The sequence below is a fragment of the Pelagibacterium flavum genome (assembly GCF_025854335.1).
In the GTDB taxonomy this organism is placed as follows: Bacteria; Pseudomonadota; Alphaproteobacteria; order Rhizobiales; family Devosiaceae; genus Pelagibacterium; species Pelagibacterium flavum.
The window spans coordinates 3,887,368-3,905,004 of the sequence record NZ_CP107716.1 but is presented as its reverse complement, the minus strand read 5'-3'; the positions used below and the strand labels follow the sequence as shown (position 1 = coordinate 3,905,004).

Sequence of the window (17,637 nt, the reverse complement as noted above, 5' to 3'; positions counted from 1 at the left end):
CAACGTCCTTGCAACAGACACGCATTCAAGGGAGAAAAAAATGCGCTTCATGGTCATGATAAAAGCCTCCGCCGACACCGAGGCCGATGTTGAACCCCAGGAGGGCCTGCTGCTTGAAATGGGCAAGTATAACGAGGAACTGGTCAAGGCCGGAATCTTGGTCGATGGCGCCGGCCTCATGTCGAGCGCCAAGGGCGCCCGCGTCCAAATTGCCGACGGCAAACCCATCGTCACCGACGGCCCCTTTGCCGAAATCAAGGAAGTGATCGCCGGGTTCTGGATCTGGAACTGCTCCTCGCTCCAGGAGGCCATTGACTGGGTTGCCAAATGTCCCATCGCCCACGGACAGGATCGTTTCGAAATCCGCCAGATGCACGAGCTCGAAGATTTCGCCACCGAAGGCGAAGGCTATGAGCAGCACAAGAAGGTCGAAGCCGAACTCGCGGCGCAAAAATCGGGGGCCTGACCATGCCTCACGTCACCTCCGCCGACGGCACCTCTATCGGCTATGAGACCCATGGAGCCGGCCCGCTCGTGATCTTTGTCGGCGGCGCGACCCAGTATCGCGCCGTCGATGCCGATACCCCCAGGCTGGCCGATCTCCTGGCCCAGCGTTTCACGTCCGTGCTCTACGACCGCCGCGGGCGCGGAGAAAGCGGCAGCACCGAGCCTTACGCCGTCAACCGCGAGATCGAAGACATCGAAGCCCTGATCGATGCGCTCGGCGGTTCTGCCATGCTCTATGGCATGAGCTCGGGCGCCGTCCTGGCTCTGGAGGCCGCCGCCTCCCTTCCCCGCAAGGTCACGCGGGTCATCTGCTACGAGCCGCCCATCGACACCGCGCAATCGAAAGACGAGGCTTTCGCCGACCTTGCCGAAATGGAGGCCTTCAAGGCCCGTGGCGACGGAGCTGGTGCCATGGAAGCCTTCATGCTCTCGGTCGGCACCCCGCCCGAGCACGTCGAGGGCTTCAAGCAAAGCCCGCAATGGGCCGGTTTCGCCAGCGTTGGAACCACCATTGCCCATGATTTCCGCGTCATGGCCGAGGCCACAAAAACCGACATGAAGGTCCGTTGGCGCGGCATTGCTCAACCGGTCCTCGTCGTCAACGGCGATCAGAGTTTCGATTTCATGGCCGCCGGCGCCGACACCGCCGCCAGCTCGCTCCCCAGTGCAACGCGCAAGACCCTGCCCGGCCAGGGCCATGGCCCGGCCCCCGAAATCATCGCACCGCTCATCATTGAATTTTTCTCCTGAGGCACCCCGATGAAAAAGACCCATTCCGGCTCATGCCACTGCGGCGCCGTCCGCTTTACCGCCCCTCTTGATCTCGATGAGGGCATCCGGAAATGCAATTGCACCTATTGCTTCAAGACCGGCTACCGCAAGGCCTTCGTCTATGGCGATTCCGTCGTTGTAACCGGGGGCCAAGCCCATATCGGCCACTACGCCGCCGACCCGTCCTCATGGCCGGAAGGCACGATCGATCACATGTTCTGCACGAAATGCGGCACACAGGTCTTCTCGCGCGGCTACCTCGAATTCGAGCCCTTCAACGGCTGGTTCCACGCCGTCAACGTGTCCACGCTGGATGACGTGACGCCCGAAGAGCTCGATGCCGCCCCCATCGTCTATGAAGACGGTCTGCACGATCAGCAAATGCAGGCGCCTTCAGTGACGGGCTATCTTTAGGCCTAAACCTAGAGCGGCGACCGCCCCTCGGGCAGCACGCGATGCGGCGGCGTGTGGCCGTCGAGGAACGTGCGGATATTGACGATCACCGTCTCGCCCATCTCGATGCGCGCTTCCAGCGTTGCCGAGCCCATATGCGGGGTCAGCATCACCTTGTCCGCCCGGGCCAGCTCGACCAGCTTGGGGTTGACCCCCCTCTTGTGTTCGAAAACATCCAGCGCCGCGCCTGAAAGATGCCCCGATGCCACGAGATCGGCCAATGCGTACTCGTCCACCAGTTCGGGGCGGGAGACATTGACCACGAAGGCCCCCGGCTTGAGCCGCTTCATGCGGTCGGCCGAAAGGATATCGACAGTGTCGCGCGTATGGGGTGTGTGCAGCGAGATGATATCGACATGTTCGACCATCTCGTCGAGCGAGGCCCAATAGGTCGCTCCCAGCGATTCCTCGATTTGCGGCGCCTTGCGCGTGCGCCCGCAGTAATGGATCGACAGCCCGAAGGCCTTGGCCCGCCGCGCCACGGCCGTGCCGATCCGGCCCAGCCCGACAATTCCCAGCGCCTTGCCGCCCAGCCGCCGCCCCAGCATCCATGTGGGCGACCAGCCCGGCCATGTCCCGTCCTTGAGCAGCACCCGCGCGCCCTCGGTCACCCGTCGGGGCACGCTCAGCATCAGCGCCATGGCCATATCGGCTGTATCCTCGGTCAGAACCGAGGGCGTATTGGTCACGGTTATCCCCGCCGCGTGGGCGGCTTCGATATTGATGTTGTCGAACCCGTTGCCGAACTGGGCGATCAGTTTGACGCCCGCGGGCATCTGGGCAATGAACTCCGAATCGATGCGGTCGGTGATCGAGGAAACCAGAACCTCGGCCCCCTTGAGTGCGCTCAGAAGCGCCGTGGAATCGAGCGGGGTGTCGGTCGCGTTGAATTCGACATTGAACAGCGCCGCCATGCGCGCCTCGACCGGCTCGGGCAGGCGGCGGGAAACCACGATTTTGGCCCGGTCCCGGGTCACACGATCACCATTATTGCAGACTAGCTCCGGCACCGTTCTTTGTGATTTTCAGCGACCATTAAGGTCGCGCGATTACTGTTAGGGAAAAAGCGCCGTGCTGCAAAGTCCTGCCGCGCATGCCGGTGCCGCATCCAGCCTGTTTCATGAGTAAAATCTTGCGCTTCTTCGTTCCGCTCCGCCTGCTTCTGGTGTTGGTCCTGGCCCTTGGCGCTCCCGCGTTTTCGGTCACTCCGCTGCTTGCCCAGAATGCACAGGTCGGCGCCTCGAGCGGCCTGCCCATTCCGCGCTTCGTCTCCATGCGCAATGCCCCCACCAATGTCCGCGTCGGGCCGGGCACCAATTACGATATCGCCTTTACCTTCGTGCGCCCCGGCGTTCCCGTGGAAATCACCGCTGAATTCGATACCTGGCGCCGCATCCGCGATGTGGAGGGCGATGAAGGCTGGGTGCACCAGAACCTGGTGGTCGGTGACAGGACTGCGCTTGTCGCGCCCTGGCAGGAAGAGGGCGCGATCGCCTTGCGGGTGGCCACCAGCCCCGATTCGGCGGTCCGCGCCTGGCTGTCCCCCAGGATGCTGGTGTCTGTAAGCACCTGCACCGGCACCACCTGCAATATCCGCCTCAGCCACACCGGTCCCGATGGCCACACGACATCCTATCAGGGCTTTGTCGCCCAGGATGCGCTCTGGGGCGTCTATGAAGGCGAAGTCTTCGACTGACCGCGACCGATCCCGGTCATTCGACCAGGTTGCACTCCACCATGTCGTAAGGGGTGACCACGCAGTCGTGCCCGGCCGCAGCCGGCCGCGTCGTAGTCTGGCACGCGCTGACCATGATGGTTGCCATAAGGAAAGTGGCCAGCTGCAACAGTTTCATTGGCCCGTCACCTCTGCGGCGCCCGGTGAACCCTATTGGGTGCGCTTGACCCGAACAATCACGTCCATATGGGTCACCTTCATGCCTTCGGGCGCATCGGGAATTCCGGCAATCTTGATCGAATCGGAGGGAATGTCCTCGATCCGCTGCTCATCCTCGATAAAGAAGTGATGATGGTCGGTGGTATCGGTATCGAAATAGGACCGCGCCGCGTCCACCGAAATTTCGCGCAGCAGCCCGGCCTGCCGGAACTGGTGCAGCGAGTTGTAGATGGTGGCCAGCGAAACCGAAACGCCCGCGCCTTCAGCCTCCGAATGGAGCTGCTCGGCGTTGACGTGCCGGTGCGGGCCGGAAAACAGCAGTTCGGCCAGCGCAAGCCGCTGGCGGGTGGGCCGCAGCCCGGCCATGCGCAGCACAGCCATCAGGCAGGGGCCGCGTGAGGGATGCGCCTCGGCCTTAATCGTTGCAGTCATTGGCTCTTTTAGCGTTTGGAATTGCCATTATAGGCCGGACTATACCGGTCGGGGCACCCCGACACAAGAACGCTCCCGATCCCCTTGCCTCGCGGCTCGGCACAATTGCCGTGACCTTGGTAATTTTGCCAATTAAGGCATTGAAAATAAATACCATATGCAAATTGTCCCAGGTCAGGGAACAGGGGGTATGGCCCCGTTGTTATCCACCGTCACCAATTGAAAGTGATGCCGCCGGCCCGGTTCTGATTGCCAAGGGTCAGCCAAGAGGTCTAGACTCCAAGGTGCCCGACACAAAAAGGGTGCAGACAGGGTATGGCTCCCGTGCCGGGCATCCGAAACCAGACCAAGAGGCCATCATGAGCTTGCGTGTATCTGGCAAAAACATGGACGTCGGGGAAACGCTCCGTGGCACCGCCACCGACCGGATCGATGCCGTGGTTGGGAAATATTTCGATGGAGGATATGACGGTCACCTGACCCTCGAGCCCGAAGGAATCGGGTTCAAGGCCGATTGCATGATTCATCTCGATACCGGCGTCGTGCTGCAGGCCACAGCCTCGGCCAACGATGCCATTGCGGCCTATGAAGACATGGCCACCCATATCGAAAAGCGCCTCCGGCGCTACAAGCGCAAGCTCAAGAACCACAGGCGCAGCACCAACGGCTCTGCCGACGGCTATTCGGCCTATGTTTTGGCCGCGCCCGATGACGATATCGAACTCGATGAGGATTTCGCGCCTCCCGTCATCGCCGAGGCGACCTCCAACCTGCGCACAATGAGCGTGGGTGAGGCCGTCATGGAGCTCGATCTGTCACAGTCCGATGTAATTGTGTTCCGGCACGCTGGACATGGGGGCATGAATGTGGTTTACCGCCGGGCCGACGGGAACATTGGCTGGATCGATCCGGCCCTGTCGCAAACATGACGCGCAATGGCGCGTTTCCGGGGGAGGGTGGATACCACCTTCCCGGTCTGGAAACGCGCCGGACACATTGCCCCCCGACCGTTGTATAGGACAACGCGAACGGCGTGGGCTCGATACGAGATTGTCGGCGGTCATTGAAGAGAAACGTCACCCAAAAGGTTTGTTAAATGGAACTTGCTGACATCCTGTCGCAGGATTCGATCATTGCCTGCGCTAAGGTCGCGAGCAAACGCCAGCTCCTTCAACTTCTGGCTGATCGTGCGTCTGAACTTGTCGGTATCGATTCGCAGGTGATCTTTGAGACCCTGCAGAACCGTGAGCAGCTTGGATCGACCGGCCTGGGCAATGGCATCGCCATTCCCCACGGCAAGATCAAGGGCCTGCCCAGCGTCACGGCGGTTTTTGCCCGTCTGGCCCAGCCAATCGATTTCGATGCGGTCGACGACCAGCCCGTGGATCTGGTGGTCATGCTCCTGGCCCCCGAGGGCTCGGGCGCCGATCATCTAAAGGCCCTCAGCCGCGTCGCGCGCCTCTTGCGCGCCGATGGGGTGGTCGATCGGCTCCGCGCCACCAAGGACGGAACCAAGCTGCGCGACATCCTCACCACCCCGGCCGAAGCCATCAACGCGGCCTGATCCGCGCTGCATCGGGTATGAACAGGGCCGCCCTTTCGGGGCGGCCTTTTGATTTTGGGGGAAGAGCCCCGGCTCTAAAAGCCGTAGAGCATGTATTCGGGCAGCGGCACGCTACCTGCTTCGATCACCGGTTCGATTGTCCTGCATTGCGGTGCGCTTCCCAGCGCGTCGACGATTTTTCGCGCCGCCTCATTGGCGTCCGGATTGCCCGTGGCCACCACATAACCCACGATACAGCCCTGCCAGTCTTCGATCAGCCCCACCTTCTGGACAAGCAGCACCTCCACCGGATCGTCGCGCTCGGGCACGGCGACGAACCAGCGCTGGATCGTTGCCTGCGGAACCTGCCGGTCCCTTTCGGCAAGCACCCGCCATTCGATCACATCATGGGGCGTGCCCGTGTCGACAAAGCTTGCCCAGCGCGAGACCAGCTCGCCCTGCGGGGGAAACCCGAAATAAAGGCTGTGATTGTCTCCAATCGTCTGAAGCAGCACAGGATAGCCGCCATAGCCGGGACAGACCGCCTGCCGCGGCATTCCCGCCTCCGCCTCGCCCGGAGCAAACATGACGCATTCGGCCGCATCGAAATCGGTATAAACGCTCTCGATCGTCTGGGCCGATGCCCCGGCCATGCCCGAAAGCATCGCCACTATCGCAAGTCCAATCCGCATCATGGCTCCCTCCACAGCGCTCCTTGAGAATGGGTACCAGTTTTCCGGCACGAAAGCCCAGTCTTGCAGGATACAAAAAAGGGCTGCCCCATTCAGGACAGCCCCTATTCGTTCAGCGCTTCCAGCTGTCGTTATAGAGAACGACGCGATAGCCGTCGGGATCTTCAAATGTCACGCCCTCGGCGTCCCACCACGGGTTGAAGGATTTGACCGGTGCATAGCCCGCCGCTTGCATGCGGTCGCGGGCCTCCCCATAGGCGGTTGCGTCCGGCAGGTAGAACACCAGCAGATTGTCTTGGGTCGGCGCGCGTCCGGCGGTATGGCCATGCGCGCGGGTAAATTCGAGGTGATAGGGCGCGCCACGCCCGCCCAGAATTACGCCATCGAACCCGTTATGCGCGTCGAAACGCGAAAGAAGCTCGAGGCCCAGTCCGTCGCGATAGAAATGCACGAGCGCGTCGATGTTGTCGGTGGGGCGGGCCACACGCAACACCGGCGCGCTCTTGGCAGGCTCATTCATAACTAGTGCAAAGTCGCCAGTTGCACCTCGTGGCCGTCGATCCAGTCCATGATCGCTTCTTCGGAATCGGCGATCAGAACGGGAGCGCCGTCGGCACTCATGAGCAGTTCCAGCCTCTGTTCGGCAGGCGCCATGGCGGCCTGGGGGATGAATTCGGCCAGTTCGCCCGCGTCCATCTGCTTGCGGAACACGATGTCTCCGGCGCCCAGCGCGGCAAATTGCGCGGCGGTCAGCGCCTTGAGCGGTTCGGCCTCAACGCCCAGATGGGCGTCAGTGAACGCTGTCTTTTCAATGGGCTTGTTCATAACGCATACCTTTCTACTCGACCGAACTGATCTCGATACGGCGGGTCACGGTCTCGGTGACGGGCCGGTATACGGTGATAACGAGGAGGCCGTCTTTCAGTTCGGCACCCTCTATCCTCATGCCGTCGGCAAGTAGGAAAGTGCGCTGAAACTGCCGTGCGGCAATGCCGCGATGCAGATATTGGCGCGCACCGTCTTCAGTCTGCCGGCCCCGCACGATCAGCTGATTATCCTCCCCAATCACTTCCAGATCGTTACGAGAAAAACCTGCGACCGCAATGGCGATCCTGTAGGTCTCGTCCCCCGCTTCGGCGGTCACCCGCTCGATATTGTAGGGAGGATAGCCTTCGGAGGCCCGCGCGAGGCGGTCGAAGCGTTCTTCAAACGTATCAAAGCCCAGAAGAAAGGGGGCGGAAAACAGCGATACCCGTGTCATCGGTCGTTCATGTCCTTGTTTGCCAAGCAACATCGCGACTTTGAACCTGTTTTAGGCTTCATCGTCACTTGGCTATGATATGGGTGACCCAGCGCTCTGTTCAAGAGAACTTATCGATGCTGAAAGACCTTGCCGCCTCCATCGTCATGCCCGCCTACAGGGCGCAGGGCACCATCGCCCGCGCCGTCGCCTCGGCGCTGGCCCAGACCCACGTACACTTTGAATTGATCGTGGTGGCCGATGACGAGGAGGATTATGAGGCCGTTCTGGGCCGGGCCGGCATCGCCGATCCGCGCCTGCGCTTTTTGTCTTCGGGCCTGATCGGCGCCGGCTCATGCCCGGCCCGCAATGTCGGGCTGGATGCCGCGCGCTACGAAATCGCCGCAATTTTAGACGCCGATGACGCCTTCAAGCCCGAAAAGCTCGAGATCATGGTGCCGCTGGCCATCCAGTACGGGCTTGTCTCCTGCGCGCTGGACGTCACCACACCAGAGGGCGCCCACCTGCGCTATGTGGGCAAGGGTGAAAACCGGCTGCTCTCGCCCGGCGACTACAAGTTCACCAATTTTTCCATGGATTCCATGCTGGTCCACGACCGCCGCCGCGCCGATCCGCGCTTTTCGACCACCCAGCCCTCCATGACCGATCTCGATTTCCTGCTCAAGCTCTTTGCAACGGTCCCGGCCTGCTTCCACGTCGGCGCGCCATTGCACGATTACGTGAAGATGCCCGTTTCGCTCTCCAATGGCCCTGGAGTCACCCAAAGGATGGTCACGTCCAAGACCATGATGCGCAAGGGGCTGGCCGAGGGCCGCTACCCCCTGGCCGACCCGACGGGAATTGTGGGTATGGGCCGCTTCCTCGACATCTCGCTCGCCGCCGAGAAAACCTACGCTCCACGCCCCGGCGCCAATCCGCCCGACCTTTTTGAAGACCACATCGAGCCGCTATTAGAGCGGTAGGGTCATGGTTGGCTCACCGATGGGCGACGGCCCATCCTCCACGCAGCCCATCGCCACCAGCGTTTGCCGCATGGCGGTATCGAGCGGCGTGCGCGGCTCGGCGCCGAGCAGTTCGACAAGCCTTGTGTTGTCCATGCGCATCGGATGGCGCCAGACCGCCGCAATATCGGCCGCCTCGCGCACAAATCCGCCGAACGGCGCCAGAAGGCCCATCGCCCACCAGGGAAAGCGATAAACCGGCAACTTGCGCCCCACCTGCCGCTCTATGGCGTCGATCATCACCCTTCCGCTCGCATCGTAAACCCCCTCGAACTGCACCCGCTCGAACGGGCGCAACGCCTCGGGGCGCTCGAGCAGCAACGCGAAGGCCTGGGCCAGATCGGGCAGATACGCCCAGCTGTGCCCCGCACCGCGTGCGATATTGATGATGCGCCGCACCGGCTTGCCCGGCGCCACCATGGCCTGCGCAAACCAGCTCGACCGCGCACCGGGCCCGAAAAAATCACCGGCCCGCACGATCAGGCTTTCCACCTCCGGCGCCGCCCGCTCCAGCCGCGCTTCGAGTTCAGCGCGGATGCGCCCCTTGAAGCTCTTTGGCGTCTGCGGGCTGGTCTCATTGAGCACCGGTGTCTGCGCCGGATCGAAATTATAGACGGTGCCCGGCAGCACGATCCGCGCCCCAACGGCCCGCGCCGCGGCAATCGTGTTGTCGATCATCGGCAGCACAAGCTCGCCCCAGTTCCTGTAGCCCGGCGGATTGACCGCATGAACGATGGTCGAAACCCCCTGCGCCGCGCCGATCACATCGGCCCGGTTCATGGCGTTCCCGCCCACCCATTGAACCCCGCTCGGCCCACTCCGGCGCGCCGCTTCAAGGTTTCGCGCCAGCCCGCGCACCGTCCAGCCCTTGCCGATAAGCGCCGCCGCGATGGCACCGCCCACCCCGCCCGTGGCTCCCAGAACCAGCGCAGTCTTCCCGCTCTCCATGATCAAGATCCTTCATTCGCGTTTCCGATGGACGAAAGATGGGCCCACACGCCTTGAAAATAAATTGTCAAAACTCGCAGCGCAGCCTACAAGAAATTTATGAAGCAAGCCATCAACTGGGATGATCAGCGCATCTTCCTCGCCGTCCTCGAAGAGGGCAGCCTTTCGGGCGCGGCGCGACGGCTCGGCCTGTCGCATCCCACGGTGCGCAGCCGCATCGAGGCGCTCGAGGCTGATCTGGGCACGCTGTTGTTCACCCGCTCGATGACCGGGCTCACCCCCACCGAGGCCGCCGAAGCGCTGCGCGAGCCGGCCCGCGCCATGGCCACGGCATCGGAGGTGTTCGTGCGCCGCGCTTCGGCGCCTGAGGGCGCCATTGCCGGCGCCGTTCGCCTCAGCGTTCCCGAGTTCATGGGCATCGAGGTGGTCCCCGCCATGCTCGAGCCTTTAAGGACCGCCCATCCGTCCATCCGGATCGAGTTGTCGCTCTCCAATCTGCCGGCAGATCTGATGGCCCAGGAGGTCGATCTGGCCGTGCGCGCCATGGAGCCCAAACAAAAAGGGCTCGTTGCCCGCAAGGTGGCCAATATCCCCTTGGGGTTTTTCGCATCGAAAGCCTATGTGGCGCGGCGTGGGCAGCCGCTCGACCCTGACCAGCTCGCCGCCCACGACATCATCGGTCCCGACCGCAACTTGTCCGATCTGGCATTGGCCGGACAGATGCTCGCCTCGGTCGATGTCGCAAGGCTGGTGCTGCGCACCGACAGTCACCCCGCCCAACTGGCGGCGGCGCGGGCCGGTCTGGGCATCGCGCTGGCCCAGGTGCCGGTCGGCAATGCGGACCCCGACCTGGTCAGGATCCTGCCCGATTTTTCACCGGGCGATATTCACACCTGGATCGTCACCCATGAAAACCTGGCCCGCGTGCCGCGTGTGCGCGCCGTGTTCGATGCGCTCGTTACCGGCTTCCGCGCCATGATGCGCACCCCGATTTGACCGGCAACGCAACCAGTTCGCCCCTTTGCGCGTTATAGGATCGTCCTTTTTGGGGACGACCATTCACAGTGCTGTTGTGGGGATAAAATGGAAGACGCAGGAATCGGCTGGATTGCAGCCATTATTATCGGCGGTCTGGCAGGCTGGATTGCATCAGCCATCATGAAGACCGAAACGGGCATCTTTCTCAACATCGTGCTCGGGATTGTCGGCGCGGCGATTGCCAGCTTTCTTTTCGGCATCATCGGAATTTCGTTCGGCGGTTGGTTTGGATATCTGATTGCCGGGCTGATCGGCGCCTGTATCCTGATCGCCATCGTCAGGGCCGTCCGACGGTAAATCGAGCGGTTCAGGCCAGTTTCTTGAGGCCGGCGCCCTGCCCGGGGGCGCCGGTTTTTTTGACCGCCGTATTCATACGGTCCGTCAACATCCTCATGCTCCCACAGACGTTCTGGTAGCGTTTGCGGTTTAATTTCTCCCCCGCGCCATCAACAGTGGAAGGGGGCCTTATGCCAGGCGGGTCGCGTCTGCCCTTGCGGCGAAATTGGCTCGATGACGCGGGCACGTCCGCCGTCGAATTTGCGCTGATCGCGCCGGTCTTCCTGCTCCTTTTGTTCGGCGCCATAGGCTATGGGATCTATTTCGGCGCCGCCCACTCGGTTCAGCAACTGGCCGCCGATGCGGCCCGCGCGGCAGTCGCCGGGGTTTCGGGCGCCGAGCGCACGGCGCTCGCCACCGCTTTCCTGGCCGAAAATGGCGGCTCTTACGTCCTGATCGACCCCGACCTTTTGACAATTGAGGCGGCCCCCAGCCCGTCCGATCCGGACCAGTTTCTGGTCCGCATCAGCTATGACGCGTCAGCGCTGCCCATATGGAACCTCCATCCCCCGCTGCCCCTGCCCGACAAAACGATCAGCTTTTCCTCCACCATCCGCAATGGCGGGGTGTGATCGATGGGGCCGGTCACCCGCTTCCTGGACGATATCGGGGCCAATGTGGCAACGCTCTTTGCCGCCGGCGCTCCGGTGCTGCTCGGCCTTGCGGCCTTTGCGGTCGATGAAGCCTCGCTCAACCTTGAAAAGCGCCGCCTGCAATCGGCGGCCGATCTGGCTGCCATCCATGCCGCCGCGAGCCCCGACGATGCAGCCGAACGCGTGCGTCTTGTGCTGGCCGATGCAGGCTACGATCCGCTGCCCGAAACGATCATCGTTCAGACCGGCCATTACGCGCCCGATCCTTCGCTGACCCCCGCCGAGCGCTTCGCCCCCGATACCGGTCCCCTCAACGCGGCCCGCGTCACCCTGCGGCGCGAGGGTACGGTCCACTTCGCGTCGATCTTTGGCTTCCCGCCGCCCCATATCGGCGTTGTGGCCACCGCCAGCGCCACCCCCATGGCCGCCTGGTCCATCGGCTCGCGCCTCGCCAGTCTCGATGGCGGCATACTCAACGCGGTTCTCGGCGGCCTTTTGGGCACCGAACTCTCCCTCACCCTCCTCGATTACAACGCCATCGCAAATGTCGATATTGCGCTGCTCGATTTCCTCGACGCGCTGGCTGGCGAAGTGGATCTGGAGGTCGGCACCTATTCCCAACTCCTCGATACCGACGTCTCGCTCGGCGCCATCGCCGCCGCCATCGCTTCGGCCTCAGGGGAAAACGCGGTCCTTGTGCAACTGGCCGGGCTGGTCGACGAAACCGTCAGGGTGGACATGGCGCGCCTCATCGTCGCCGACGGCCTGGCCGGTCTGGCGCTCGGCACCTCGGCCGCCGTCCAGGCCAGCGTCGATGCGCTTGGCCTTCTGTCCGCCGCCGCCTTGGTGGCCGATGGCAACCGCCACATCAGCCTTGAACTGGGCGCGGGCGTGCCCGGCATTGTCGGTATCGATGTGGCGCTGGTGGTGGGCGAACCGTCGGTCACCGGCTGGTTCACGCTCTCGGGCGAGGGAAATTACCTGCGCACCGCCCAGACCCGGCTCCGGCTCGATATTTCGGTTCTGGGCGATGGCGGTGGGCTGGGCCTGCTCGATATCACCCTGCCCGTCTATGCCGAACTCGCCCCCGCCGAAGCGCAAATGACCAGTCTTGCCTGTCCGCCCGGCCGGCCCGACCAGGGCACGGCCACCATCGCCGCCAGCCCCGGCGTGCTGCGGCTCGCCGTGGGAAACACCCCGCATGCGGCGTTTCTTGATACGCAAAGCCCGCTGGTGATCGCCAAGACCCCCATCGTCTCGCTGCTGGGCGGCATCGCGCGGATCAATGCCCGCGCCGATATCGCCATGAGCCAGACCAGCCCCATCCCGCTTTATTTCACGGCGCTCGACGCCGCCAACGGCACCATCCGCACGGCAACCACCCAAACCCCCGTCTCCAGCCTCACCAGCGCGCTGCTCGATGATCTCGACCTCGACCTCGAAATCTTGTCGATCAACCTGCTCGGCGCCCTGCTCTCAGGCGCGCTCGGCACCGTCCAAGCCCTGCTCGACCCGGTCCCGCTGGTGCTCGATGAGGTTCTGATGGTGCTCTTTGACGCTTTGGGCATCGGGTTGGGCCAAGTCGACGTCGCCGTCCACGTCTTCGACTGCCGCAACGCCGCCCTGGTGCAATAGGGCCAGTCCCAACCAGAGAAAAAGCGCTCTATGCGCTCGGCACCATCGGCGCCACACCCCCTTGGTCATCCCGGCCTTGAGCCGGGATCCAGTACACTCGGTGTTCGTGATAGACCCACCAACTCTGCCGCTTACTGGCTCCCGGGATGACGCCGGTGGAAAAGGCCGTTTTGTCGCTTTTTTCGTACCCTCCGACACCGCGCATGGCCTGCCGGTCAGATGCCCGATTTTGGTCGGACCGCGAGACGCCGCCGCCCTACCCCTTCGCCTTCCCATTGGGATGCAGCGTTTCCCCCCGCGCCAGCATGGCGACGAATTTTTCGATATTACGGGCCCGCGTCTCGGCCTTCTTGACCCCGTTGATCCTGAACATCAGCGCATAAAGATTGGCGCGGTTGAGCGTTTCATAGACCTTGAGCGCCTCAGGGTTTGCCCGAACGGCCTCGATAAAATCCTCGGGCATAGTGAACTCGGCCCCCGACGAATAGGCGGCGTCCCAGCGCCCGTCACTCTTGGCCGCCTCGATCTGGGCCAGCCCCGGTTCGCGCATCAGCCCCTCTTCGATCAGGCGTTCGGCGTGGCGGGTATTGATCAGGCTCCAGATCGATTTCTTGCGCCGTGGCGTGAAGCGCAAGAGATACGATTTCTCGTCGTGCGTCTTCTTGATCCCGTCAATCCACCCCCAGCACAGCCCGGCCCGCACAGCCTCCTCGTAGGAAATCGTTTCGACCCCCGACCCCTTCTTGAAAAACTGCACCCAAACCTCGTCCCAGGCGCCCCCATGCTGGGCCAGCCAGCCATAAAAGCTCTCGAAATCGACAAACGGACGAATCTTTTCCGGATCGGGAATGACGGGGGGCATGACGACTCCTCTTTCCCCCAACTCTACAGAGAGGCGCTCTTCACGCAAGTCATGGGAGCTTAGTGCGGCCAGCGGTTGGGTGGACGAGCCTTTGGCCGGGCAGTTTTGCCCGACCCGCCCGAGGGCCAGCGCGTCATGCCGTGCGCGGAGCGGCCCGTGAGGCAAACCAAAACCATTCGCGGCAACAAGGCCTGCGAATAGCACAAACATCCAAGGAAGACTGGACCAACCAAGTGAGGAGTTTTGCCTGACCCGCTTTGCGGGGCAAATCGATCCGGTGGATCGATTTGAAGGCAGAACGCCCAAGCGAGCTATGCTCGCGGGCTAGGGCCAACTTTTTGGCCGCGCCATCGCAGACGCAATGGAGAGCATAGGCGCGCTTTATGCGCCGTCATGCTCGGAATGGTGCGCGCAGTGAGATAGAAGAAACAAATGGTGGAGCCAAGCGGGATCGAACCGCTGACCTCCTGCATGCCATGCAGGCGCTCTCCCAGCTGAGCTATGGCCCCATCGATTGGGTGGCGCGCAACGCGCCGTCCGGGTGGTCCCTCAGGTGCCCTGAGCGAACGGGCGGAACCTAGTGAGAAGTGTTTTGCGACGCAAGAGCAAATTTCACCCCGCGTCGCAAATTTTTCATGCGACCCCTAAAAGCCCTGTCTACCCTTGCACGGCAAGTCCGTGGGTCACATGGACGAGCCTTAGGTGAGGAGTTTTGCCTGACCCGCCTTGCGGGGCAAATCGATCCGGTGGATCGATTTGAAGGCAGAACGCCCAAGCGAGCTATGCTCGCGGGCTGGGGCGACCGTTCGCCGCGCCGTCGCAGGCGCAGCGAAGGGCATAGCGCGGTTTCAGCGCGTCATGCCCGAAGCGGTGCGCGCCGTGAGACAGAAAAAACTCTACCGCTCGTCATCATCCACTTCGACGTCGAAATCGATTTCGTCATCGTCGTCGTCGGTTTCAAGGAAGGTATCGTCGTCGTCCCCGCCCAGTTCCTCGTCGACTTCGACGTCCTCGACATCGGGGATATCGTCGTCATTGTCATCATCGTCGTCGGTATCGGTTTCCGCGTCATTGAGCGAAATGACCTCGGCACCCGCCTCCTTGGCGGCCACATCGACGTCGGCTTCCTCGACCTCGTCTTCCTCTACGACCTTTTCAGCCTTGCGCTCCTTGGCGCCGAACTTGGCGGCTGCCTTTTCCTGAGCGGCTTCGAAAAAGCTCAGGGGATAGGATTTGCCGGTATAGGGCGAGACCACCGGGTCTTTGCCTAGATCGTAAAATTTCTTACCCGTTACCGGGCATGTCCGCTTGGTACCGCGTTCGTCACTGGCCAAGGCAATTCCCCATTCATCTGCTGCTGTAGGGTTGGTATTTCGAGCGCCCCGAAAAAACGCTACCGGGTTTTTGCTAAGGGGCGCAACAGGCATAAAGTGTGGGCGCAACACCCCTGGTTGAAAAGGGCGGCCACGTTGGGGGTTCGGTTAGCGTGAAATTTTCGCCGCTGTCAAACGCAAAATGTAAGCGGCCATGCCCGTGATTGGCAGGCAGATACGATCATGCTAAGCCCGACCTCGTTTTTACCCTTTCCAGTCCCGGTTCGTTTGCCATGTCCCATGCCCTCCCGCCGCGTCCGCGCGCCAGCCACAATGCCGGCGCCCTTTCCGGGTCCATAAGGGTGCCCGGCGACAAGTCGATTTCCCATCGCGCCATGATGTTCGGCGCCATGGCGCTGGGCCGCACCACCGTGACCGGCCTGCTCGAGGGTGAGGATGTGCTGGCCACCGGCCGCGCCATGCAGGCTCTGGGCGCCAGGGTCGAAAAGATCGGCGAGACCTGGCAGATCGACGGGCTCGGCGTCGGCGGCTTTCTCGCCCCCCAGGCCGATCTCGATTTCGGCAATGCGGGCACCGGCGTGCGGCTGACCATGGGCCTTGTCGGCGCCTATCCATTCGTCACCCGCTTTGTGGGCGATGCCTCGCTCTCGGCCCGCCCCATGGGCCGCGTGCTCGATCCGCTGCGCGCCATCGGCGTTGAAGTCGTCGAACACCACGAAAACCGCCTGCCCATTGCTCTCAAGGGCCCCACCGATCCCGTGCCGGTGCACTATCGCGTGCCCATGGCCTCGGCCCAGGTCAAGTCCTGCGTGCTTTTGGCCGGTCTGGTCATTCCCGGCACGACCACGGTGATCGAACCGATCATGACCCGCGATCACACCGAAAAGATGCTCGAAGGCTTCGGCGCCGATATTGCCATCGCCACCGATGCCGACGGCGTGCGCACCATCACCGTCGCCGGCCTGCCCGATCTGAGGGCCCAGGAGCTGATCGTCCCCGGCGATCCGTCCTCGGCCGGTTTCCCGCTCGTTGCCGCCCTCATCGTGCCGGGCTCGGAAGTCACCATCGAAAACGTTCTGATGAACCCCACCCGCACCGGCCTGATCGATACGCTCATTGAAATGGGCGGCGACATCACAATCGAAAACCGCCGCGTTTCGGGCGGAGAGGACATCGCCGACCTGCGGGTGAAACATTCGGCATTGAAGGGCGTCTCCGTCCCCGCCTCCCGCGCCCCCTCGATGATCGATGAATACCCGGTCCTCGCCGTCGCCGCGTCCTTTGCGCAAGGCGTCACCCACATGGCAGGGCTCGAGGAGTTGCGGGTGAAAGAATCCGACCGCCTCGCCGCCGTCGCCCGTGGGCTCGAGGCCAATGGCGTTGTCTGCGAGGAGGGCACTGATTTCCTCACCGTCACCGGCAAGGGCGCCGTTCCCGGCGGTGGCACCGTCGCAACCCACCTCGATCACCGCATCGCCATGAGCTTTCTGGTCATGGGCCTGGCGGCCGATAAGCCTGTCGCCGTCGATGACGACCGGATGATCGCCACCTCGTTCCCCAGCTTCGAAGCCGATTTCACCCGGCTCGGCGCCGGCTTTTCCAAAAGCGAGGACGCCGCATGATTATCGCGGTGGATGGACCGGCGGCCTCGGGCAAGGGCACCATCGCCGCCGCGCTGGGCCGGCACTTCAACCTGCCCCATCTCGATACGGGCCTGCTCTACCGCGCCGTCGGGCTGGCGGTCAAAGCCCATATCGATGCCCCCGATATCGAGGCGAGGGCCACAAAGGCCGCCCGGGACCTCGATTCTGCCGCCATCGACCCCGAATATCTGCTCGGCGCCGAAGTGGGCGTTCTGGCCTCAAGGATCGCCGTCTTCCCCGGCGTGCGCAAAGCCCTCTTCGCCTTCCAGCGCGATTTCGCCACCCACCCGCTCGGCGCCGTGCTCGATGGCCGCGATATCGGCACCACCATCGCCCCCGAGGCCGACGCCAAGCTCTTTATCGTCGCCGATCCCAAAGTCCGCGCCGACCGCCGCGCCCGCCAGATCGAGGCACGCGGCCAGAGCGTCGATCGAGACAAGCTCCTTGCCGATATCGAGGCCCGCGATGCGCGCGATGCCGCCGCCCCCCATGGCGGATTTCACCCCGCTGACGATGCGGTCTTGCTCGATACGACCAATTTGGATATAGAAGCCGCCATTACGGCAGCCATCGCGCAAGTGGAGGCGGCTATCGCCCGCAAGTCGGCCCGCTCTTAAAGAGCTCAGGCAAAATCCAAACTTGCGGCGTTGGGCCACAAATCTTTCGCACCCGAACCCGCCTTAAGGGTTCACCT

23 protein-coding genes and 1 tRNA gene are annotated in these 17,637 nt (G+C 62.9%); 13 read left to right on the top strand and 11 right to left on the bottom strand.

What is annotated here, in order from left to right; all coding sequences use genetic code 11:
• The first annotated feature begins 40 nt into the window (after positions 1–40).
• The 3 genes from OF122_RS19515 to OF122_RS19505 are packed head-to-tail and all read left to right on the top strand — an operon-like array spanning position 41 to position 1,692.
• Positions 41–466 (top strand): YciI family protein, encoded by a 426-nt coding sequence (locus tag OF122_RS19515; protein ID WP_264225832.1) that lies wholly within the window; start codon positions 41–43, stop codon positions 464–466.
• Between the two features lie 2 nt (positions 467–468).
• The gene (locus tag OF122_RS19510) at positions 469–1,257 is read left to right on the top strand and encodes an alpha/beta fold hydrolase (protein WP_264225831.1); all 789 of its coding nucleotides are present in this window, start codon (positions 469–471) and stop codon (positions 1,255–1,257) included.
• 9 nt (positions 1,258–1,266) lie between these two features.
• Entirely contained in the window at positions 1,267–1,692 is a 426-nt protein-coding gene (locus tag OF122_RS19505; protein WP_264225830.1) for a GFA family protein, read from the top strand.
• Positions 1,693–1,700: 8 nt separating this feature from the next.
• Here OF122_RS19505 and OF122_RS19500 read toward each other — a convergent pair whose 3' ends face one another.
• Complete coding sequence (locus tag OF122_RS19500; RefSeq protein WP_264225829.1) at positions 1,701–2,708, bottom strand: 2-hydroxyacid dehydrogenase; 1,008 nt, start codon at positions 2,706–2,708, stop codon at positions 1,701–1,703.
• Positions 2,709–2,851: 143 nt separating this feature from the next.
• On the opposite strand from OF122_RS19500, the gene OF122_RS19495 reads away from it, so the two are divergent.
• The gene (locus OF122_RS19495; RefSeq protein WP_264225828.1) at positions 2,852–3,427 is read left to right on the top strand and encodes an SH3 domain-containing protein; all 576 of its coding nucleotides are present in this window, start codon (positions 2,852–2,854) and stop codon (positions 3,425–3,427) included.
• Between the two features lie 16 nt (positions 3,428–3,443).
• Here OF122_RS19495 and OF122_RS19490 read toward each other — a convergent pair whose 3' ends face one another.
• Positions 3,444–3,584, bottom strand: coding sequence for a hypothetical protein (locus OF122_RS19490; protein ID WP_264225827.1), 141 nt, complete (start codon positions 3,582–3,584; stop codon positions 3,444–3,446).
• A gap of 32 nt (positions 3,585–3,616) precedes the next feature.
• Positions 3,617–4,057 carry an iron response transcriptional regulator IrrA gene (irrA, locus tag OF122_RS19485; protein ID WP_319019379.1) on the bottom strand — a complete coding sequence of 147 codons (441 nt, stop codon included), beginning with the start codon at positions 4,055–4,057 and terminating at the stop codon, positions 3,617–3,619.
• Between the two features lie 359 nt (positions 4,058–4,416).
• On the opposite strand from irrA, the gene hpf reads away from it, so the two are divergent.
• Entirely contained in the window at positions 4,417–4,986 is a 570-nt protein-coding gene (hpf, locus tag OF122_RS19480) for a ribosome hibernation-promoting factor, HPF/YfiA family (RefSeq protein WP_264225826.1), read from the top strand.
• Between the two features lie 167 nt (positions 4,987–5,153).
• Complete coding sequence (ptsN, locus tag OF122_RS19475; protein WP_264225825.1) at positions 5,154–5,621, top strand: PTS IIA-like nitrogen regulatory protein PtsN; 468 nt, start codon at positions 5,154–5,156, stop codon at positions 5,619–5,621.
• Between the two features lie 74 nt (positions 5,622–5,695).
• Here ptsN and OF122_RS19470 read toward each other — a convergent pair whose 3' ends face one another.
• The 4 genes from OF122_RS19470 to OF122_RS19455 form a co-directional block, all read right to left on the bottom strand.
• Positions 5,696–6,295, bottom strand: coding sequence for a hypothetical protein (locus OF122_RS19470; protein WP_264225824.1), 600 nt, complete (start codon positions 6,293–6,295; stop codon positions 5,696–5,698).
• Positions 6,296–6,404: 109 nt separating this feature from the next.
• Entirely contained in the window at positions 6,405–6,812 is a 408-nt protein-coding gene (locus tag OF122_RS19465; protein WP_264225823.1) for a VOC family protein, read from the bottom strand.
• 2 nt (positions 6,813–6,814) lie between these two features.
• Positions 6,815–7,117, bottom strand: a complete 303-nt coding sequence (locus OF122_RS19460) for a DUF1150 domain-containing protein (RefSeq protein ID WP_264225822.1) — start codon at positions 7,115–7,117, stop codon at positions 6,815–6,817.
• A gap of 13 nt (positions 7,118–7,130) precedes the next feature.
• The gene (locus OF122_RS19455) at positions 7,131–7,553 is read right to left on the bottom strand and encodes an Hsp20 family protein (RefSeq protein ID WP_264225821.1); all 423 of its coding nucleotides are present in this window, start codon (positions 7,551–7,553) and stop codon (positions 7,131–7,133) included.
• Positions 7,554–7,669: 116 nt separating this feature from the next.
• Here OF122_RS19455 and OF122_RS19450 point away from each other — a divergent pair, with 116 nt between their 5' ends.
• Positions 7,670–8,515, top strand: coding sequence for a glycosyltransferase family 2 protein (locus tag OF122_RS19450; RefSeq protein ID WP_264225820.1), 846 nt, complete (start codon positions 7,670–7,672; stop codon positions 8,513–8,515).
• On the opposite strand, the gene OF122_RS19445 is transcribed toward OF122_RS19450, so the two are convergent.
• The gene (locus OF122_RS19445) at positions 8,504–9,502 is read right to left on the bottom strand and encodes an NAD-dependent epimerase/dehydratase family protein (RefSeq protein ID WP_264225819.1); all 999 of its coding nucleotides are present in this window, start codon (positions 9,500–9,502) and stop codon (positions 8,504–8,506) included. The two genes, OF122_RS19450 and OF122_RS19445, sit on opposite strands and share 12 nt — an antisense overlap.
• A gap of 99 nt (positions 9,503–9,601) precedes the next feature.
• Between OF122_RS19445 and OF122_RS19440 the strand changes: the two genes are divergently transcribed.
• The 4 genes from OF122_RS19440 (at position 9,602) to OF122_RS19425 (ending at position 13,104) form a co-directional block, all read left to right on the top strand.
• Complete coding sequence (locus tag OF122_RS19440; protein ID WP_264225818.1) at positions 9,602–10,498, top strand: LysR family transcriptional regulator; 897 nt, start codon at positions 9,602–9,604, stop codon at positions 10,496–10,498.
• Between the two features lie 87 nt (positions 10,499–10,585).
• A complete protein-coding gene (locus tag OF122_RS19435) occupies positions 10,586–10,837 on the top strand; it encodes a GlsB/YeaQ/YmgE family stress response membrane protein (RefSeq protein ID WP_264225817.1) in 252 nt (83 codons plus the stop codon).
• A gap of 170 nt (positions 10,838–11,007) precedes the next feature.
• Entirely contained in the window at positions 11,008–11,448 is a 441-nt protein-coding gene (locus tag OF122_RS19430) for a TadE/TadG family type IV pilus assembly protein (protein WP_264225816.1), read from the top strand.
• 3 nt (positions 11,449–11,451) lie between these two features.
• A complete protein-coding gene (locus OF122_RS19425) occupies positions 11,452–13,104 on the top strand; it encodes a TadG family pilus assembly protein (RefSeq protein WP_264225815.1) in 1,653 nt (550 codons plus the stop codon).
• A 256-nt stretch (positions 13,105–13,360) separates the two neighbouring features.
• On the opposite strand, the gene OF122_RS19420 is transcribed toward OF122_RS19425, so the two are convergent.
• The 3 genes from OF122_RS19420 to OF122_RS19410 form a co-directional block, all read right to left on the bottom strand.
• Positions 13,361–13,966, bottom strand: coding sequence for a YdeI/OmpD-associated family protein (locus tag OF122_RS19420; protein WP_264225814.1), 606 nt, complete (start codon positions 13,964–13,966; stop codon positions 13,361–13,363).
• A 433-nt stretch (positions 13,967–14,399) separates the two neighbouring features.
• Positions 14,400–14,475, bottom strand: a tRNA-Ala gene (locus OF122_RS19415).
• A gap of 387 nt (positions 14,476–14,862) precedes the next feature.
• Positions 14,863–15,300 carry a TIGR02300 family protein gene (locus OF122_RS19410; protein WP_264225813.1) on the bottom strand — a complete coding sequence of 146 codons (438 nt, stop codon included), beginning with the start codon at positions 15,298–15,300 and terminating at the stop codon, positions 14,863–14,865.
• A 272-nt stretch (positions 15,301–15,572) separates the two neighbouring features.
• On the opposite strand from OF122_RS19410, the gene aroA reads away from it, so the two are divergent.
• Both aroA and cmk read left to right on the top strand, forming a co-directional pair.
• Positions 15,573–16,922, top strand: coding sequence for a 3-phosphoshikimate 1-carboxyvinyltransferase (gene aroA, locus OF122_RS19405; RefSeq protein ID WP_264225812.1), 1,350 nt, complete (start codon positions 15,573–15,575; stop codon positions 16,920–16,922).
• On the top strand, positions 16,919–17,560 hold the full coding sequence (gene cmk, locus OF122_RS19400; protein WP_264225811.1) for a (d)CMP kinase: 642 nt from the start codon (positions 16,919–16,921) through the stop codon (positions 17,558–17,560). Before aroA ends, cmk begins: the two co-directional genes overlap by 4 nt.
• Positions 17,561–17,637: the final 77 nt, after the last annotated feature.

Excerpts from the sequence above, each read along its gene's own strand:
- OF122_RS19445 (WP_264225819.1), bottom strand. The coding sequence starts at position 9,502 with ATGGAGAGCGGGAAGACTGCGCTGGTTCTGGGAGCCACGGGCGGGGTG.
- OF122_RS19510 (WP_264225831.1), top strand. The coding sequence starts at position 469 with ATGCCTCACGTCACCTCCGCCGACGGCACCTCTATCGGCTATGAGACC.
- OF122_RS19420 (WP_264225814.1), bottom strand. The coding sequence starts at position 13,966 with ATGCCCCCCGTCATTCCCGATCCGGAAAAGATTCGTCCGTTTGTCGAT.
- OF122_RS19455 (WP_264225821.1), bottom strand. The coding sequence starts at position 7,553 with ATGACACGGGTATCGCTGTTTTCCGCCCCCTTTCTTCTGGGCTTTGAT.
- OF122_RS19435 (WP_264225817.1), top strand. The coding sequence starts at position 10,586 with ATGGAAGACGCAGGAATCGGCTGGATTGCAGCCATTATTATCGGCGGT.
- OF122_RS19440 (WP_264225818.1), top strand. The coding sequence starts at position 9,602 with ATGAAGCAAGCCATCAACTGGGATGATCAGCGCATCTTCCTCGCCGTC.
- OF122_RS19470 (WP_264225824.1), bottom strand. The coding sequence starts at position 6,295 with ATGATGCGGATTGGACTTGCGATAGTGGCGATGCTTTCGGGCATGGCC.
- irrA (WP_319019379.1), bottom strand. The coding sequence starts at position 4,057 with ATGACTGCAACGATTAAGGCCGAGGCGCATCCCTCACGCGGCCCCTGC.
- OF122_RS19505 (WP_264225830.1), top strand. The coding sequence starts at position 1,267 with ATGAAAAAGACCCATTCCGGCTCATGCCACTGCGGCGCCGTCCGCTTT.
- hpf (WP_264225826.1), top strand. The coding sequence starts at position 4,417 with ATGAGCTTGCGTGTATCTGGCAAAAACATGGACGTCGGGGAAACGCTC.
- OF122_RS19490 (WP_264225827.1), bottom strand. The coding sequence starts at position 3,584 with ATGAAACTGTTGCAGCTGGCCACTTTCCTTATGGCAACCATCATGGTC.
- OF122_RS19515 (WP_264225832.1), top strand. The coding sequence starts at position 41 with ATGCGCTTCATGGTCATGATAAAAGCCTCCGCCGACACCGAGGCCGAT.
- OF122_RS19430 (WP_264225816.1), top strand. The coding sequence starts at position 11,008 with ATGCCAGGCGGGTCGCGTCTGCCCTTGCGGCGAAATTGGCTCGATGAC.
- OF122_RS19425 (WP_264225815.1), top strand. The coding sequence starts at position 11,452 with ATGGGGCCGGTCACCCGCTTCCTGGACGATATCGGGGCCAATGTGGCA.
- OF122_RS19460 (WP_264225822.1), bottom strand. The coding sequence starts at position 7,117 with ATGAACAAGCCCATTGAAAAGACAGCGTTCACTGACGCCCATCTGGGC.
- OF122_RS19495 (WP_264225828.1), top strand. The coding sequence starts at position 2,852 with ATGAGTAAAATCTTGCGCTTCTTCGTTCCGCTCCGCCTGCTTCTGGTG.
- OF122_RS19450 (WP_264225820.1), top strand. The coding sequence starts at position 7,670 with ATGCTGAAAGACCTTGCCGCCTCCATCGTCATGCCCGCCTACAGGGCG.
- OF122_RS19465 (WP_264225823.1), bottom strand. The coding sequence starts at position 6,812 with ATGAATGAGCCTGCCAAGAGCGCGCCGGTGTTGCGTGTGGCCCGCCCC.
- ptsN (WP_264225825.1), top strand. The coding sequence starts at position 5,154 with ATGGAACTTGCTGACATCCTGTCGCAGGATTCGATCATTGCCTGCGCT.
- cmk (WP_264225811.1), top strand. The coding sequence starts at position 16,919 with ATGATTATCGCGGTGGATGGACCGGCGGCCTCGGGCAAGGGCACCATC.
- aroA (WP_264225812.1), top strand. The coding sequence starts at position 15,573 with ATGTCCCATGCCCTCCCGCCGCGTCCGCGCGCCAGCCACAATGCCGGC.